Origin of the sequence: Williamsia sp. MIQD14 (assembly GCF_051025635.1) — a bacterium.
GTDB lineage: Bacteria > Actinomycetota > Actinomycetes > Mycobacteriales > Mycobacteriaceae > Williamsia_A.
In genome coordinates, this window is sequence record NZ_JBPFDG010000001.1 from 831025 (window position 1) to 846921 (window position 15897).

Genomic DNA, 15897 nt, shown 5'->3' on the forward strand with positions numbered 1-15897 from the left:
GCATGGTCAGTGGACACAGCAGTATCGACATAGCAGCCCCGATCCCCGAGATCCTCGACGCGATAGCCGATCTCGAGTCGTACCCCTCGTGGTCTCCGATCCACAAGGAGGTCGAGATCCTCGAGCGCGATGACAACGGACGACCCGCGAAGGCGCGGATGACGGTCTCGTTGATGGGTATCAACGACGAGCAGACGCTTGCCTACACGTGGTCGGACACCGGTGTCAGTTGGGACCTGGTGGAGGGCACGCAGCAGAAGGCGCAGCACGCCGAGTACTCGCTCAGCGAGTCCGACGGACAGACCCACGTCGAGTTCGAGATGAGCCTCGACCCGAAGATCCCGGTGCCCGGATTCCTCATGAAGAAGGGCAAGAAGACCATCATCGACATGGCCACCGTCAGTCTGCAGGAGCAGATCGCCGCCCGCTCCTGACGGTCCGGGTCGTCGATCACCCACACACGGTCGTCCCGCGTCGCCGATCAGGCGGCCGGGGCGACCGTGCGCGTTGTCGAGGAGTCGTCGGACGTGGTGGACGACCGCGTACTGGACGTACCCGACGTGGTCGGTGTGGACGTGTCGCCCGTGGAGCCGGCAGACGACGACGTGGGGGTCCCCGAGGTCGTCGTGTCCGCGCCGGTCGGGGTGGTCGCTGTCGTCGAGGTCGACGGCGTCGTCTCGGTGGCGGTTGTCGAGGTGGCCGGGGTGCTCGGCGTCGTCTCGGTCTCGTCCGCACGAGGCGGCGTCGACTTCTTCGACGCCGTGGTCGACGGGGACGTCGACGCCGCGGTGGAGGTATCAGACACCGACGCCACCTGGCGCGCCGCGGTCACCGTGGAGACCACCGGCACCGACCGGTCGTAGGCCTTCTCGATCTCCGAGCGCAGGAAGCTGTCGAGTCCGGTCAGCAGCTGTGGCGGGATGCCGAGCCCGTACAGCCCGGCGAGCAGTGGCAACGAGCTCTTGAGCGTGACGTAGCGGGTGTTGCCGTCGGTGTAGTCGCTGACGATGTTCTCGGGGTTCGACGGATCGGCGTCGTAGTAGAAGCCGTGCAGCGTGACGATGCCGATGAGCGCGTTGGCCACGGCCAGCAGGTTGCGGGTGTCCTTCGGGAAGTCGGCGTAGCCGTCGTACTGCCAGGCGATGTCGGTGACCTTGTAGTTCGAGGGAGCGCTCTCCCCGTCGAAGGTGATGCCGAAAGGGAACGGGATCTGCGTCCCGGCGAAGCGTCCGAGCAGACCGCCGTTGGGGCGGTTGGGGTTGCCGAACACCAGGAAGCTGACGTTCTCCGGCGACGGGGTGCCGGGCTCACCGCGCTCGGCCTGCAGCTTGCGGACCAGCTTGGTCACGACGTTCGCGCTCGAGGAGTACCCGACGACGACGATCTGCCCCTCGGGGTCGGCCTCCAGGGTGGACGCGATGGCGGCGGAGATCTTCTCGACGCCGTCGGCCTGCGAGTCGTCGTAGGTCTTGCCGCCGAACAGCAAGGAGACACCGCCCGACGTCGCGGTCCACGGGACCTTGGTGAGGGTGTAGCCCGCGTACGGCGTTCCCTCGGCGCCCGAGAAGTAACCGCTGAGCTCCTTCTCCATGTTCGCGCCGCTGCCGTTGTCGTTGCCACCCATGATCAACAGGGTGTTGGCGCCGGCGGACGCCCCGAGCACCGTCTGCAGGGCGAGAAGGAGTGTGGCGGCCAGGGCGACGAGCGCCAGTCCGGCTGTCCGTACGAGACGCTTCATCGGTTTCCCCCACCGTTCGACCCCGTGCGACATCAACGATGCGTCGCGACGGATCGAATATGCCACAACCCGGGCCTGCTCATGTACGTATGAGCAGGCCCGGGCCGTGAATGCGTCCGATCGGGGGACAGCCCCGCGGGGCGGGAGGGCCGATCAGGCGGGGCGTCCGGTCAGGACACCGGGGTCGTCGTGGCCACCTTTCCCGATGTCGACGTCGCGGCCGTCGACGGTGCACTCGTCGATGAGGTGGTCGACGGCGCGCTGGTCGTCGTGGTCGTCGTCGGCGTACCGGTCGACGTGGTGGTCGACGGCGGTGCCGAGGTCGTCGTCGCCGTGGTGGTCGGCGACGAGGCCTGACGCTGCGCGCTGGTCGTCGCGGTGGTCGGTGCCACCGCGGTGGTCGTGCTCGACGGGGTGGTGCCCGACGGTGTGGTCGAGGACTGGGTCGTCGACGACGGTGCGGTCGAGGACTGGGTGGCCGACGAGGGAGTGGTCGACGAGGTGGTGCTCGTCGAGGTCGTCGTGGTCGCGTCCGGCGTCGTGGAGGCGATGGTCACCGTCTTGGCCGATGCGGTCGCCACCGTGGTCGCCGGTGCGGCGGCCACCGTCGCGGTCGGCGGTGCGAACGCGGCGGCGAAGGCGGCCGCGAGTGCCTGCAGCCACTGTGCGAGTGCCGCTCCGAGAGCTGCGGCGAGCGCATCGACCGGGTTGGCCGGCGGCGTGACGACCGGAGGGGTGGTCGGGGTCGTCGGATGCGCGGCGATCCAGTCCTTCACGACCTGGGCGGCAGGCTTCATCGTCCAGTCGTCGCGGTAGAGGCCGAACGTGGCCTCACCGTCGGTGGTGTTCGACGACTGACGGTCGACCGTGGTGTAGAGGTAGGCCTTCCCGGCGTACGACAGCTGGTTCCAGGCGTCGAGGAAGTCCTTGATGTAGCTCGCCTGCTGCGCCTCTGCGGCCGGCATGCTCGGGTTGATGGTGCCGGTGGGCAGGCCGTACTCGGTCGCCCAGATCTGCTTGGCCGCATCACCGTTGCCGACCATGAGCGCACGGATCGCGTCGAGCTGGTTGAGCGGCGACTGCCCGAGAGTGGCTCCCTGGGAGAAGGGCGTCGTGTACTGGTACGGGTGGAACGACAGCGCGTCGAAGTAGCCCGCGGCACCCGCTGCGTACATACCCTTCAGGAAGTCCACCGGGTTCACCGAGAAACCGCCCCACGAGATGACCGAGCCGAGGACGCCGCCGATGACGGTCGCCTTGGAGTCGGCGGCCTTGATCGCGGTGTAGCCGGCCTTGAGCATCTGGGTGTAGAGCGCCGGGTCGGGGTTGCTCAGGCCGAGCGCCGAGTTCGGCTCGTTCCACACCTCGTACGACGACACCTGACCGGCGTAACGCTTGGCCAGCACCGACATGAAGTCGCTGTAGTCGGAGATGTTGGCCGGCGCGGCGTAGTAGTCGCCGTACCAGGTGGAGGGCCGTGCCCACGCGGGCGTGGTCGTGACGACGCCGAGGACGGTCATGCCCCGCGCCTTGGCGGCGTTGACCATGTTGTCGATGGACGACCAGTTGTACTGGTTGTTCGCCGTCTCGGTCAGCCCCCAGGGGATGACGATGCGAACGTCGTTGACGCCCAACGCCTTCATCGCATCGAGGGATTTGGCGACCTTGGCGGGGTCCTGCGCCTCGAGGAAGAGGTCGGAATCGGAGATGCCGACGGTCGTCGACACCTGTTTGATGGCCGCGACCTCGACGCTGGTGTACCGCACCTCGGATTTGGCGAGGAACGCCACCGAGGTGAACGCGCAGACCATGGCGGCGAGGACGACCAGAACCGTGAGTTCCAGCCGGGACATCCGGACCGAGGAGAGAATTCGACGTCGCACTGTGTTCTCCGTTCATCGACGTCGGACAGGGCTGATCGCCGCGTCCGGATTCCCCCCGGTTGCGTTGTTCAGGTGATCGAAAGCGCACGATTCGACGGAAGAACCCTCGACATCTCGTCATGAACGAGCGAGCCGAGCGGTTGCCCCGTGAACCGCTGGAAAGGTGTGTCGGCGTGCGTAGAGAGCCGCGCCTGCGATCGCACTGCCGCTATTTCGACTCTATAACGCTCGCTGTGGAGAATCGTAACCACAAATTCCATAACTCGGCAAACAATGACGAAATTCGCCCAGAACTCGTCGAATGACCCCGATGTCATTCATCGCACCGACCGGCTGGTCGCATCGCTCTGAACTGCGCCGAAACCCGACATCGAGCGCCGTCTCACGTGGTCTCCGGGGGTCTGCGATCGCTTACCAGGTCGCCATCCTGCCGTTTTCGACAAAGTCCATGAGCACATCACGACGACCCTCCGGCAGCAATACACCTGAACGGTTCGAGCCATTGTTGATCTTTTGCTCAGCCCAAATTTTCGTTACACAAACCGTTACACAATTCATTACAGACTGGAATGTAATTGCCGATCGCCGCCATTTGCATTCCTGTCGAGCGGCGCGCAATTCCCGACGCCCCGACACAGAGATGTTCAGTGGTCGACGTCGCGACCGTCGGAGAGGTCGCCGCATTCGACGTCGATGACATCACCGCGTCCGGCGAGGAACACCCCGGCACCGCGGTCGCCGACGAGTGCCGCGCACACCGACGCCAGGTGGCTCGCACCGAGGTAGACGGGATGGCCGGGCTCACCCCCGAACACCGCACGCGACAACGACTCCGGGTCGCGACCCGAGGCCGCGAGAACCCGCCGTACGTGCGCCGCGCGTGTGTCCGGGGTGTCAACAACGAGTAACACCACACCGGCCTCGACACCCTCGGTGACGGCCGCATCGAGGCCGGCGCGCACCGACGCCGACAGCCCGTCGGCCCAGTCGCCGACCACCACCGGCGTGGCGGGCGGCGGCACGTCGACGACCGTCGCCCCGAGGGTCACCACCACGCGATCGCACCCGCCGCCGGCGAGCGCATCGACCGATGAGCGCAGCCATCGACCCTCGGCGGCAAGCACTTTCGGTCCGCCGAAGCGCAACCCCGCCCCCGCGGCGAGGACCACGCCGACCACCCTTCCGGAGCCGGGACCTCCAGGGCCGGAGGCGTTCACGTCACCCCCGCACGACGCCGACGTCGGTGGCGCGACGAGGCCCGCCGTCGGCGTCCGCGGCGAGTTAACACGCGGGGCGTCCATGGAACGTCATTGTGCCGCCCACCGCGCGCGACCGCGGTGATCGGTTCATCCTGATCCTCAGTCGAGGTGACGTCAGGGGTGCGTCACGAGATCGGGAGGTGCGGCCATGACCAGATCCGGTGCCGGCACGAAGTCGACCGCGCGCACGAGACGTGTCCACCCGGTCGACCAGGTGCCCCCCGCGGGCAAACTCGTCACCCTCGGGTTGCAGCACGTCATCGCCTTCTACGCGGGTGCGGTGCTGGTGCCGCTGCTGATCGCCAACGCGATCGACCTCGACGGCGAGGCACTCACCATGCTGATCACCGCCGACCTCTTCACGTGTGGCATCGCCTCGCTGCTGCAGGCGGTCGGGATCTGGAAGATCGGCGTGCGACTCCCGCTGCTGCAGGGCATCACCTTCGCAACCCTGGCGCCGGTCATCAAGATCGCCAACGACAACGGCGGGGGCCGCGTCGGGCTCCTCACGGTCTACGGCGCGGTGATCTCCGCCGGCGTGTTCACGTTCCTCATCGCCCCGTTCTTCGCCCGGCTCATCCGCTTCTTCCCGCCGGTGGTCACCGGGACACTCATCACGATCATCGGCATCTGCCTCATCCCGGTCGGCGCGGGCGACGCGACGCGCGATCCCGCGAGCCACAACCCCGATCCGGGCAACGGCCGCTGGCTGCTCTACGCGATCGGCACGATCGTGATCATCGTGCTGATGCAGAGGTTCTTCCGGGGCTTCTGGGCGACGATCTCGATCCTGCTGGGCCTCGGCGTGGGCACCGTCATCGCGTGGGCCGTCGGCGACACGAACTTCGACAGGGTCGCCGAGGCGAGCTGGATCGGGTTCACCAACCCGTTCGCGTTCGGCTGGCCACGGTTCGACGTCATCGCGATCGTCTCGATGATCGTGGTGCTGCTCGTGGTGGCCGTCGAGTCGACGGGCTCGGTGTTCGCGACCGGCGAGATCGTGGGCAAACGCATCCGCAAGGAGGACATCGCCGCGACGGTGCGCGCCGACGGCCTGGCCACCATCATCGGCGGGTCCTTCAACTCGTTCCCATACACCGCGTTCTCCGAGAACGTCGGGCTGGTGCGGCTCACCGGTGTGAAGAGCCGGTGGGTGGTGGCGGCGGCCGGCGGGATCATGATCGTGCTCGGCGTACTGCCCAAGACCGCGAAGATCGTCGAGTCGATCCCATCGCCGGTCCTCGGCGGGGCCGCGCTGATCATGTTCGCCACGGTCGCGATCGTCGGCATCCAGACGCTGACGACCGTCGACTTCACCGACCACCGCAACCTCATCATCGCCAGCACGTCGGTGGCCATGGGTCTCTACGTGCAGTTCTCCCAAGCCGCTGCGCCGTCGACGGTGCTCGAGAACGGGGTGGAGGTGAAGGTGCCGGCGCTACCCGGCGTCGACGAGGCCGTGCCCGGGCTGCTGCAGATCCCGTTCAGCACCGGCATCACCATGGGCGCGATCACCGCGATCCTGCTCAACCTGTTGTTCTTCCACACCGGCAGCCGCGGGCCCGCTGTCGCCGGACGCGGCTCGATCCGCCTGGCCGAGGTCAACGAGATGACCATCGAACAGTTCCGGTCGACCTTCGGCGGGGTGGTCCAGGGCGCCGACTGGGTGGTCGACCGCGCCTACGCGCAGCGCCCTTTCGAGACCGTCAACGACCTGCGCGCGTCGTTCCAGGAGGCGATGCTCACCGGTAGTGACGACGAGCAGCTGACGTTGATCAACGCGTTCCCCGATCTCGGTGCCGAGGACGAGTCGGGCGACCCCATGGCCGTCGACCACACGGGGCTGTCGCATCTCGACGAATCCGAGCACGCCGACGTGGTCGCGCTGGCCGGCGCCTATCGTGAGCAGTTCGGCTTCCCGCTCGTCATCTTCGCCCGCGAGGCCGAACGGTACGAGAGGGTGCTGCGGAACGGATGGACACGCATGGACAACTCGCCCGCCGGCGAACGCGCGTTCGCGCTGATCGAGATCGCGAAGATCGCCAACCGCCGCTTCGACGACCTCGTGGCCGACGCCAACCCCATCGCCACCGCGCGGTTCAGTCGGTTCGACGAACTGGTGCGCTGAGCATGCGTCGACCCAACTGGCGTGGGATCGACAGCTTCAACGACCTCACACAGGCCCAGGCGGTGCACTCGCTCTACGAGTGCTGCTCGTCGCGGATCTGGGCGATCCGCGTCGCCGCGGCACGCCCGTTCCCCGACGCCGAGAGCCTGTTCGACGAGGCCGATCTCATCCTCGCCGAACTCACCGATGTCGACCTCGACGAGGCGCTGGACGGTCATCCCCGTATCGGTGAACGATCGACGAGTGTGGCGTCGACCCGCGAGCAGTCCGGGGTGGTCGATGCCGACGCCGAGGTCCTCGACGAGCTGCGACGGTCGAACGCCGAGTACGAGAAACGCTTCGGTCACGTGTATCTCGTGTTCGCCGACGGCCGTCCGGCCGACGTGCTGCTCGAGCTCCTGCGGGAGCGGATGCACAACGACCCCGAGACCGAACGGCGGGTGATGCGCGGGGAGCTGGCGAAGATCAACCGCAGTCGGTTGGCGCGCATGCTGAGCCCGGTGTCGGAGGGCAGCCTGTCGTGAGCAGCCTGAGCACCCACGTCCTCGACGCCGTCCGCGGACTGCCCGCGGTCGGCGTGGCGGTGTCGCTCACCGACGCCGACGGCGCTCAGATGGCCACGGGCGTCACCGATCCCGACGGACGTGTCGTCGCCCTGGCCGACGACCTCCCGGCCGGGGTGTACCGGATCGCGTTCGACACCGGCGCGTGGTTCCGCGACCAGGGCGTCGACGGCTTCTACCCCGAGATCGTCATCTGTTTCACCGTCGTCGACGTCGCCCGGCACCACCACGTACCGGTGTTGCTGAGCCCGTACGCCTATTCGACCTACCGCGGCAGCTGAGAGGGACACCATGGGAATCCGCCTGGGCGAGAACCAGTACGGGAAGGCCGAGAACCGTGTGGTGCGGATCTATCGCGACACCCCGCGCCACGAGATCGTCGACATCAACGTCGGTACCGCTCTCCGTGGCGATTTCGCCGCCGCGCACACCGTCGGCGACCAGGGTGCGGTGCTGCCGACCGACACCCAGAAGCAGACCTGTTACGCCTTCGCCAAGGAGAAGGGGATCGACAGCATCGAGCAGTACGCGCTCGATCTCGCCCATCACTTCGTCGCCGAGAACGACCCCGTGCACGGCGCACGGATCGAGGTCGAGCGATACGGCTGGGATCGCGCCACCGTCGACGGCGCCGAACACGACCACACGTGGGTCCGTAGCGGCGCCGAGGTCCGTACCGCCGACATCACCGTCGAGGGAAAGGGTTCCGACCAGCAGACGTGGGTGATCGGTGGACTGAAGGACCTGACCATCCTCAAGTCGACGGGGTCGGAGTTCCACGGTTTCCCCACCGACCGCTACACGATCCTCGAACCGACGACCGACCGCGTGATGGCGACGTCGCTGGTCGCGAAGTGGCGGTTCACCACCACCGATGTGGACTGGGACGCGGTCTACGCCGACGTGAGGCAGCTGATGGTCGCCGCGTTCGCGACCCTGCAGTCGCTGGCGCTGCAGCAGACGCTGTACGCGATGGGGACCGCGGTCCTCGAGGCCCATCCGGAGATCGCCGAGGTGCGCCTGTCGGCACCGAACAAACACCACTTCGTCTACGACCTCGCCCGTTTCGGCATCGAGAACCACAACGAGGTCTTCCACGCCGACGACCGCCCGTACGGCCTCATCCAGGCGTCGGTGATCCGCGACGACGCCCCCGACCCCGGCCCCGCCTGGACCATGCAGCGCGGCTGGCTCGCCTGACCTCACTCCACCCCACCCCCGCCCCGCCAGTTGGGCCGTCGTTCACGTTCGTTGGGCCCTAGTTCTCGCCAGTTGGGCCGTCATTCGCGCCAGTTGGGCCGTTGTTCCCGTCAGCTGGGCACTTGTGGGCGGTCAGGCTGTGACGCGTCGGCCTTTCACGAAGACCTCGGCGATCGCGGGTTCGCGCAGGCCCATGATGAGCGCGAACAGTGTCTGCGCGGTCGCGGTCTCGGTGTCGTCGGCGCGGATCCCGAATTCCAGTGTCGCGGCGAGTGGTTCCCACCGCTGCGGGTCGATCACGACGAAGTCGGCGTCCTTGCCGACGTCGAGGTTGCCGAAGGTGTTCTCGCGGTCGAGGGCACGGGCGCCGGCCAGGGTGGCGGTGAACAACAGCTCGGCAGGGTGCAACGACACCCCCGCGTCCCCCGGCTCCGACATGTGGACGCCGAAACAGTCCGAGGCCACCTGCGGGATCAGCCATTCGTCGCCGGCGCCGACGTCGGTGCCGAGCGCGACGGTGACCCCCGCGGCGACGGTGCGGCGCCACGGCATGGTGCCCGACCCCAGGAACAGCTGCGAGGTGGGGCAGTGCGCGATCGAGGTGCCGGTCTGCGCGATGCGCGCCAGTTCGGCGTCGGTGCAGTGCACCGCGTGGGCGAGGATGCTGCGACGCCCGAGCAACGACGCACCGCCACGCGCCGAGCCCGGCAGGAACCGGCCGTCGTAGGTGTCGAGGTAGGTGTCGGTGCCGTAGGCGGCCCTGGTCGCATCGACCTCTCCTGTGCCGGGTCGGGCGTTCTCGTTGAGGTGCGAGTGGAAGTAGACGCCGCGGCCACGGACATCGTCGTAGAGCTCGCCGAGCGCCACGAAGGTGTCGGGTGTGACCGACAGCGAGAACCGCGGCACCACGGCGACATCGACGAGGTCCCGCCCGTGCCAGCGGTCGATCTCGGCAGCGCACAGTTCGATGGCGGTGTCGATGTCGGTGACGAGATCGGCAGCGCCGGCGCTGCCGATCGTCTGGATGCCCCGCCCCGACACCATCCGCAGACCGAACCGCTCGGTCTCGGTGAACAGGGCGTCCTGCGCGTCGGGGAACGCCGATCCGAAGACCATCGCCGCGGTCGTGCCCGCCGTGATGCGACGGCGACAGAAGTCGACGGCGGCACGGTGGGCGAAGGCGGGATCGCGGTAGCGGGCCTCGGCGGGGAAGATGCAGTTCTCGAGCCACTCGAGCAGTTGTCCGCCGCCGTAGGAGTCGGTGGCGTAGGTCTGCGGGAAGTGGATGTGGGTGTCGACGAACCCCGGCAGGATGAACCCGCCCCGGTGGTCCTCGATCCGCCACCGGCTCTGCGCCGCAGGCAGTTCGGCGAAAAGGCCGGAGTACGCGATACGACCGTCGGGACCGACCGCGAGCGCACCGTCGGGGATGGACACGAGGTGCTCGCGCGCGCCGTCGATCGTCGGCGCACCGCCGATGTGGAACAGGTGCGCCCGGTGGACCACGCCGAGTTCGGTTCGCATGGTCGTCCATCCTGCCCCGAGAACCGCTTCGACGTACGGTGAGGAGATGGACCCGTCCGGTGCTCCGACCGTCATCTCCCACGCCCACGTGGTGACGATGGACGCCGCGGAGAGCGAGTGGACCGACGCCACGGTGGTGCTGCGGGACAACCGGATCCTCGCCGTCGGTGACGTCCGCGAGGTCGATGCGGCGGCTTGGCCCGACGCCGTGCACGTCGACGGGCGCGGTTGCGTGCTCACCCCCGGTCTGATCAACACCCACCACCACCTCTACCAGTGGATCACCCGGGGGCTCGCGGCCGATCACACGCTGTTCGAGTGGCTGACCACGCTCTACCCGGTGTGGGCGGGTATCGATGCCGCGGGCGTGAACGCCGCTGCGCGAGGCGCATTGGGTGTCCTCGCGACATCCGGGTGCACCACCTCGACCGATCATCACTATGTGTTCCCGGCGGGTGCAGGCGACCTGCTCGCCGCGGAGATCGAGGCGGCGACCGCGGTCGCTGTGCGCTTCCACCCCACGCGGGGGTCGATGGACCTCGGCCACCGCGACGGGGGTCTCCCACCGGACAGCGTCGTCGAGTCGATCGACGACATCCTCACCGCGAGTGCCGATGCCGTGTCCCGCTGGCACGACCCGTCGCCGGACTCGATGCTGCGCATCGGCCTCGCCCCGTGCTCGCCGTTCTCGGTGACGTCGGATCTGCTGATCGCGTCGGCGGCCCTCGCCCGCGAACTCGGAGTGCGTCTGCACACCCATCTCGCCGAGACCGACGACGAGACCGCCTTCTGCGCCGAACGTTTCGGCTGTACCCCGTTGCAGTACATGGAGCGGCTCGGGTGGCTGGGCGACGACGTGTGGTTCGCCCACGGGGTCCACTTCACCGACGACGCCATCATCGACCTCGCGCGCACCGGGACGGCGATCGCGCACTGCCCCACCTCGAATGCGCGGCTCGGCGCCGGCGTCGCCCGTACACGCGATCTCGTCGCCGCCGGTGTACCCGTGGGCCTCGGTGTCGACGGTGCCGCCTCGAACGAGTCGTGTCGGATGCTCGAGGAGGCGCACATGGCGGTGATGATGGCCCGCGCGACCGGTGGTCCCACCGCACTCACCACTCGCCAGTCGCTCCGTCTGGCCACCATGGGCGGCGCGCGGGTGCTCGGACGCGACGACGACCTCGGGTCGATCGAGGTCGGCAAGCTCGCCGATCTGGTTCTGTGGGACCGGACCACGCCGGCGCACAGCGGGATCGACGACCCCGTCGCGGCACTCGTGCTCGGTGCCCAGCCGCCGATCCGCCGGTCCTGGGTCGACGGGCGCATCGTGGTCGAAGACGGTCGATGCGTCACCGTCGACGCCGACGACGTGGCGCGCGAGGTCGCGATCGCGCACCGCGACCTGATCGCACGGGCGGGATAGATGGACCAGCACTGGGTTACCGACGTGGTCCTCCCCCGCAGTCGCGCCGACCTCGCCGGCATCGTCGACACCGACGGCGTGCTCGCCGGCGGGACCTCGCTGATGAGCGAACCGAATCCGGGGATGACGCGGTTGGTCGACCTCACCACCCTGCGGTGGCCCGACCTCGTCGTGAGCGAGGGCGGCCTGGAGATCGCGGCGACCTGCGCCATCGACACCCTCATCCACGCCGACCTCCCCCGAACATGGATCGCGACAACCCTGTTCGAGGCCGCGGCGCGTGCCCTGCTGGCGTCGTACAAGATCTGGTACACGGCGACGGTGGGCGGCAACGTCTGTCTGGCGCTGCCCGCCGGGGCGATGACCGCGATGTGCGCCGCCCTCGACGCACGTCTGCTGGTGTGGCGGGCCGACGGCACCGACGCCCTGCTGACGACCTCCGAGGTCGTGATCGGCAACGCGGTGAACTCTCTCGCTGTGGGTGACGTGCTGCGCTCGATCCACCTGCCCATCGCGGCCCTCACGCAGCGGGTGTCGTTGCGCAAGGCCTCCTATGCCCATCTCGGTCGCAGTGGCGCGGTGGTGGTGGCGCGCTCCGACGGCGACTCGGTGGTCGTGACGGTCACGGCGGCCACGGTCGTCCCGGAGGTGGTCACCGTCGCCTCCGTCGATCCCGACGAGGTGGCTCGTGCGGTACTCGATCACATCCCGACCGATCACTTCCACACCGACGCCCACGGCACGGCGGCCTGGCGGATCGGGGTCGTCGAGTACCTCGTCGCCCAGGCCTCGCGGGACGTGATCGCATGAGGGTCAACGGGATCGACATCACCGACACCCCGCGTCCCGGCCAGTGCCTGCGCACCTACCTCCGCGAACACGGCAACGTCGAGGTGAAGAAGGGCTGCGACTCCGGGGACTGCGGGGCCTGCTCGGTGATCGTCGACGGTCGCGTCCAACACTCCTGCCTCGTGCCCGCCTTCCGCGTGGGCGACGCCGAGATCACCACGGTCACCGGACTCGGCACCACCGACAGTCCCCATCCGCTGCAGGAGCGGTTCGTCGCCACCGGGGGCTTCCAGTGCGGTTTCTGCACCGCAGGCATGATCGTCACCGCGTCGGCCTTCGACACCGCCGACGTCGACGACCTCGAGTCGTCCCTCAAGGGAAACCTGTGTCGCTGCACGGGATATCGCCCGATCCGCGCCGCGATCACCGGCAGCGGTGACGGCGGGGCGTCCGAACACCGATCGACCCCCGCGCCCGCGGGACCCGCGATCACCACCGGCACCGAGCACTACACGATGGACGAGATCCCCCTCGATGCCGGCCACGTCGCGGTCCTGGGCAGCCCCCACCCCCACGCGGTGATCACCGCGATCGACACCACGCGCGCACAGGCGCTACCCGGGGTGCGCGCTGTCCTCACCCACCACGACGACCCCGGCGTCGCGTTCTCCACCGCGCGGCATCGGGAACGCGTCGACGATCCCGACGACAGTCGCGTCTTCGACACCCGCGTGCGGTTCGTCGGGCAGCGCGTCGCCGCGATCGTCGCCGACGACCTCGGTACCGCCCGCCGCGCACTCGATCTCGTCGACATCACCTACGAGGTACTGCCCGCGGTCGTCGACCCGGTCGAGGCGCTTCGCGAGGGCGCACCTGCGGTCCACGGCGACAAGGACGGACCCGCGTCGCGCATCGCCGATCCGACCCGCAACCTCGTCGCCGACCTGCACGGCGAGGTCGGCGATGTCGACGCCGCCCTCCACGCCGCCCGGTCGTCGGGCGGCGCGGTGGTGCACGGGGTGTGGCAGACCGCGCGGGTGCAGCACGCACATCTCGAAACCCACGGCGCTGTCGGCAGTATCGACCACGACGGCCGCTACGTCATCCGGTCCAGCTCGCAGGTGCCGTTCCTGGTCCGCGACGAGCTCTGCCACATCTTCGGCCTGGCACCGGACCGGGTGCGGGTGTACGCACCGCGTATCGGCGGCGCGTTCGGCGCCAAACAGGAACTGATCACCGAGGACCTGGTGCTGCTCGCGGTGATCCGCACCGGGCGACCCGTCGTCTACGAGATGTCGCGCACCGACCAGTTCACGATGGCCCCCTGTCGTCACCCGATGCGGGTCGAGGTCACCGCCGCGGCCGATGCGACCGGCACGTTGACGGCGCTCGCGATCGACGTCGTCTCCGACGCCGGCGCCTACGGAAACCACAGTCCCGGTGTGATGTTCCACGGTTGCAGCGAGTCGATGGCCCTCTACCGGTGCGCCGCCAAGCGTGTCGACGCCCGCTGCGCCTACACCAACAACCTTCCCTCAGGCGCATTCCGCGGCTACGGCCTCGGTCAGATCGTGTTCGGGATCGAGTCGGCGCTAGACGATCTCGCCCGGGAGCTGGGTGTCGATCCGTTCGACTTCCGGCGGCGCAACGTGGTGGTGCCCGGTGACGACTTCGTGACCTGGGAGGTCGAGGAGTCCGACCTCGAGTTCGGCAGCTACGGCCTCGACCAGTGCCTCGATCTCGCACAGCAGGCACTGGTCGCGGGCGCCGGCGATCCGGCCCGCAACGGCGCGGAGTACGAGGGTGACCCCGAGTGGCGCGTCGGGCAGGGGATGGCCCCGGCGATGATCGCCACCATCCCACCGCGCGGCCACTTCGCCGACGTCCGAGCCGAACTCACTACCGACGGTCGCTATGTGGTGTCGGTGGGGACCGCCGAGTTCGGCAACGGCACCACCACGGTCCACACCCAGATCGCCGCCGAGGCCCTCGGAGTCCCACCCGCGTCGATCGTCGTTCGCCAGGGCGACACCGACGTCGTCGCCTACGACACCGGCGCATTCGGGTCGGCGGGGACGGTCGTCGCCGGCGCGGCGCTGCAGCGGGCGTGCGTGGATCTGCGTGCCGCGGTGGTCGCGGCGGGTGTCGAGAACGGTGTCGACGCAGACGATCCCGTCGCGCTTGGACGCGCGACCGGCGGTCTGTCGGCCGCCGGACGACACGAGGGCACGCCGCGATCGGTCGCGTTCAATGTGCACGCCTTCCGGGTGGCGGTGCACCTGCCGACGGGACGCGTGCGGATTCTGCAGTCGATCCAGTCGGCCGACGCGGGTGTCGTGCTCAACCCCGCGCAGTGTCGTGGTCAGGTGGAAGGCGGTGCGACACAGGCGATCGGCTCGGCACTGTTCGAGCAGATGATCCTCGACGAGGGTGTCGTGACCACGCAGGTGTTCCGGAACTACCACATCCCGCGGTTGTCGGATGCGCCCGAGACCGAGGTCTACTTCGCCGACACCCACGACCGGCTAGGCCCCTCGGGTGCCAAGTCGATGAGCGAGTCGCCGTACAACCCGGTGGCCCCGGCGCTGGCCAACGCCATCCGCGACGCCATCGGTGTGCGCGTCCGCGAACTACCGATGAACCCCGCCCGCGTGTGGGCGGCCCTCCAGCCCTGACCCCCCAGTTGGGCCGTCGTTCCCGCCAGCTGGGCCGTCGTTCGCGTCGAGTGGGCCGTCGTTCCCGCCAGCTGGGCCGTCGTTCGCGGCGGGTGGGCCGTCGTGTCAGACCTTGCGCGGCAGTGTCAGCAGGTTCACGACGCTGACGATGATCAGCAGGATCGCGCCGAAGGTGATGAACGTGCTGATGGCGAGGCCCGGCAGGGTGATCACGACGATGCCGGCGATGATCGACACGATGCCCGAGAGCACCAGGACCCAGCGCGGCACGTTGTGGGTCCCGGCGCGATCCGACATCAGGTCGTGCACGCCCTGGAAGATCCAGCCGACACCGATCACGATGGCCAGCAGCACCAGCGACTCGGCGGGATCGAACAGGCAGAGCACACCGGCGACGAGGATGATCGCCCCGACGATCCCGAACACGACGCGCAGGCCGGTGGGCAGACCCTTCGCGGAGAACGCGATCGACAGGCGGTAGGCCCCGGTCAGGATCAGCGAGATGCCGAACAGCACCGCGACCACCAGCAGCGTGGGGCCGGGCCACACCAGGGCGATGACGCCGAGCACGATGCCGAGCACCGAGGTCGAGATGAGTCCGGCGCGCACGGCGTTGCGGATCTGGTCGGGGAAGTGTGGCGACGTCGTCGGCGTGGTCATACGGGCAGCCTATCGCCGCACTCCGGTCGACTACCTGCCCAACAGACGCGAACAA

The 15897-nt window shown here is 68.6% G+C and carries 13 protein-coding genes; 8 read left to right on the forward strand and 5 right to left on the reverse strand.

Translation table 11 applies throughout. The annotated features are described in order from the left end of the window. Window positions 1–2: 2 nt before the first annotated feature. A complete protein-coding gene (locus ACQ7HM_RS03555) occupies window positions 3–434 on the forward strand; it encodes an SRPBCC family protein (protein WP_434214848.1) in 432 nt (143 codons plus the stop codon). 47 nt (window positions 435–481) lie between these two features. Here ACQ7HM_RS03555 and ACQ7HM_RS03560 read toward each other — a convergent pair whose 3' ends face one another. The 3 genes from ACQ7HM_RS03560 to ACQ7HM_RS03570 form a co-directional block, all read right to left on the reverse strand. Beyond that, a complete protein-coding gene (locus ACQ7HM_RS03560; RefSeq protein ID WP_434214849.1) occupies window positions 482–1738 on the reverse strand; it encodes a PE-PPE domain-containing protein in 1257 nt (418 codons plus the stop codon). A 170-nt stretch (window positions 1739–1908) separates the two neighbouring features. Continuing rightward, window positions 1909–3591 carry a cellulase family glycosylhydrolase gene (locus ACQ7HM_RS03565; RefSeq protein ID WP_434214850.1) on the reverse strand — a complete coding sequence of 561 codons (1683 nt, stop codon included), beginning with the start codon at window positions 3589–3591 and terminating at the stop codon, window positions 1909–1911. Window positions 3592–4265: 674 nt separating this feature from the next. Continuing rightward, window positions 4266–4922, reverse strand: coding sequence for a nucleotidyltransferase family protein (locus ACQ7HM_RS03570; RefSeq protein WP_434214851.1), 657 nt, complete (start codon window positions 4920–4922; stop codon window positions 4266–4268). Window positions 4923–5028: 106 nt separating this feature from the next. Between ACQ7HM_RS03570 and ACQ7HM_RS03575 the strand changes: the two genes are divergently transcribed. From ACQ7HM_RS03575 to pucL, 4 genes are read left to right on the forward strand one after another with little or no spacing between them, the layout of a single operon-like run. Then, a complete protein-coding gene (locus ACQ7HM_RS03575) occupies window positions 5029–7008 on the forward strand; it encodes a solute carrier family 23 protein (protein WP_434214852.1) in 1980 nt (659 codons plus the stop codon). Between the two features lie 2 nt (window positions 7009–7010). Next, a complete protein-coding gene (uraD, locus tag ACQ7HM_RS03580; protein ID WP_434214853.1) occupies window positions 7011–7532 on the forward strand; it encodes a 2-oxo-4-hydroxy-4-carboxy-5-ureidoimidazoline decarboxylase in 522 nt (173 codons plus the stop codon). After that, window positions 7529–7852, forward strand: coding sequence for a hydroxyisourate hydrolase (gene uraH / locus ACQ7HM_RS03585; protein WP_434214854.1), 324 nt, complete (start codon window positions 7529–7531; stop codon window positions 7850–7852). The genes uraD and uraH overlap by 4 nt, the downstream gene beginning before the upstream one ends. Window positions 7853–7862: 10 nt before the next feature. Beyond that, window positions 7863–8771, forward strand: a complete 909-nt coding sequence (gene pucL, locus ACQ7HM_RS03590; protein WP_434214855.1) for a factor-independent urate hydroxylase — start codon at window positions 7863–7865, stop codon at window positions 8769–8771. Between the two features lie 132 nt (window positions 8772–8903). Here pucL and ACQ7HM_RS03595 read toward each other — a convergent pair whose 3' ends face one another. Then, on the reverse strand, window positions 8904–10295 hold the full coding sequence (locus ACQ7HM_RS03595) for an amidohydrolase family protein (RefSeq protein ID WP_434214856.1): 1392 nt from the start codon (window positions 10293–10295) through the stop codon (window positions 8904–8906). 46 nt (window positions 10296–10341) lie between these two features. Here ACQ7HM_RS03595 and ACQ7HM_RS03600 point away from each other — a divergent pair, with 46 nt between their 5' ends. From ACQ7HM_RS03600 to ACQ7HM_RS03610, 3 genes are read left to right on the forward strand one after another with little or no spacing between them, the layout of a single operon-like run. Next, window positions 10342–11718 carry an 8-oxoguanine deaminase gene (locus ACQ7HM_RS03600; protein ID WP_434214857.1) on the forward strand — a complete coding sequence of 459 codons (1377 nt, stop codon included), beginning with the start codon at window positions 10342–10344 and terminating at the stop codon, window positions 11716–11718. Next, entirely contained in the window at window positions 11719–12528 is an 810-nt protein-coding gene (locus ACQ7HM_RS03605) for an FAD binding domain-containing protein (RefSeq protein WP_434214858.1), read from the forward strand. After that, window positions 12525–15182, forward strand: coding sequence for a molybdopterin-dependent oxidoreductase (locus ACQ7HM_RS03610; protein WP_434214859.1), 2658 nt, complete (start codon window positions 12525–12527; stop codon window positions 15180–15182). Before ACQ7HM_RS03605 ends, ACQ7HM_RS03610 begins: the two co-directional genes overlap by 4 nt. Before the next feature lie 105 nt (window positions 15183–15287). Here ACQ7HM_RS03610 and ACQ7HM_RS03615 read toward each other — a convergent pair whose 3' ends face one another. Continuing rightward, the gene (locus tag ACQ7HM_RS03615; protein WP_434214860.1) at window positions 15288–15842 is read right to left on the reverse strand and encodes an HdeD family acid-resistance protein; all 555 of its coding nucleotides are present in this window, start codon (window positions 15840–15842) and stop codon (window positions 15288–15290) included. Window positions 15843–15897 lie beyond the last annotated feature (55 nt).

Bases quoted from the DNA above. Each gene is read 5' to 3' on its own strand.
- ACQ7HM_RS03605 (WP_434214858.1), top strand. From the start codon at position 11,719: ATGGACCAGCACTGGGTTACCGACGTGGTCCTCCCCCGCAGTCGCGCC.
- ACQ7HM_RS03595 (WP_434214856.1), bottom strand. From the start codon at position 10,295: ATGCGAACCGAACTCGGCGTGGTCCACCGGGCGCACCTGTTCCACATC.
- ACQ7HM_RS03560 (WP_434214849.1), bottom strand. From the start codon at position 1,738: ATGAAGCGTCTCGTACGGACAGCCGGACTGGCGCTCGTCGCCCTGGCC.
- ACQ7HM_RS03575 (WP_434214852.1), top strand. From the start codon at position 5,029: ATGACCAGATCCGGTGCCGGCACGAAGTCGACCGCGCGCACGAGACGT.
- ACQ7HM_RS03555 (WP_434214848.1), top strand. From the start codon at position 3: ATGGTCAGTGGACACAGCAGTATCGACATAGCAGCCCCGATCCCCGAG.
- uraD (WP_434214853.1), top strand. From the start codon at position 7,011: ATGCGTCGACCCAACTGGCGTGGGATCGACAGCTTCAACGACCTCACA.
- ACQ7HM_RS03565 (WP_434214850.1), bottom strand. From the start codon at position 3,591: ATGTCCCGGCTGGAACTCACGGTTCTGGTCGTCCTCGCCGCCATGGTC.
- pucL (WP_434214855.1), top strand. From the start codon at position 7,863: ATGGGAATCCGCCTGGGCGAGAACCAGTACGGGAAGGCCGAGAACCGT.
- ACQ7HM_RS03615 (WP_434214860.1), bottom strand. From the start codon at position 15,842: ATGACCACGCCGACGACGTCGCCACACTTCCCCGACCAGATCCGCAAC.
- ACQ7HM_RS03610 (WP_434214859.1), top strand. From the start codon at position 12,525: ATGAGGGTCAACGGGATCGACATCACCGACACCCCGCGTCCCGGCCAG.
- ACQ7HM_RS03600 (WP_434214857.1), top strand. From the start codon at position 10,342: ATGGACCCGTCCGGTGCTCCGACCGTCATCTCCCACGCCCACGTGGTG.
- ACQ7HM_RS03570 (WP_434214851.1), bottom strand. From the start codon at position 4,922: ATGGACGCCCCGCGTGTTAACTCGCCGCGGACGCCGACGGCGGGCCTC.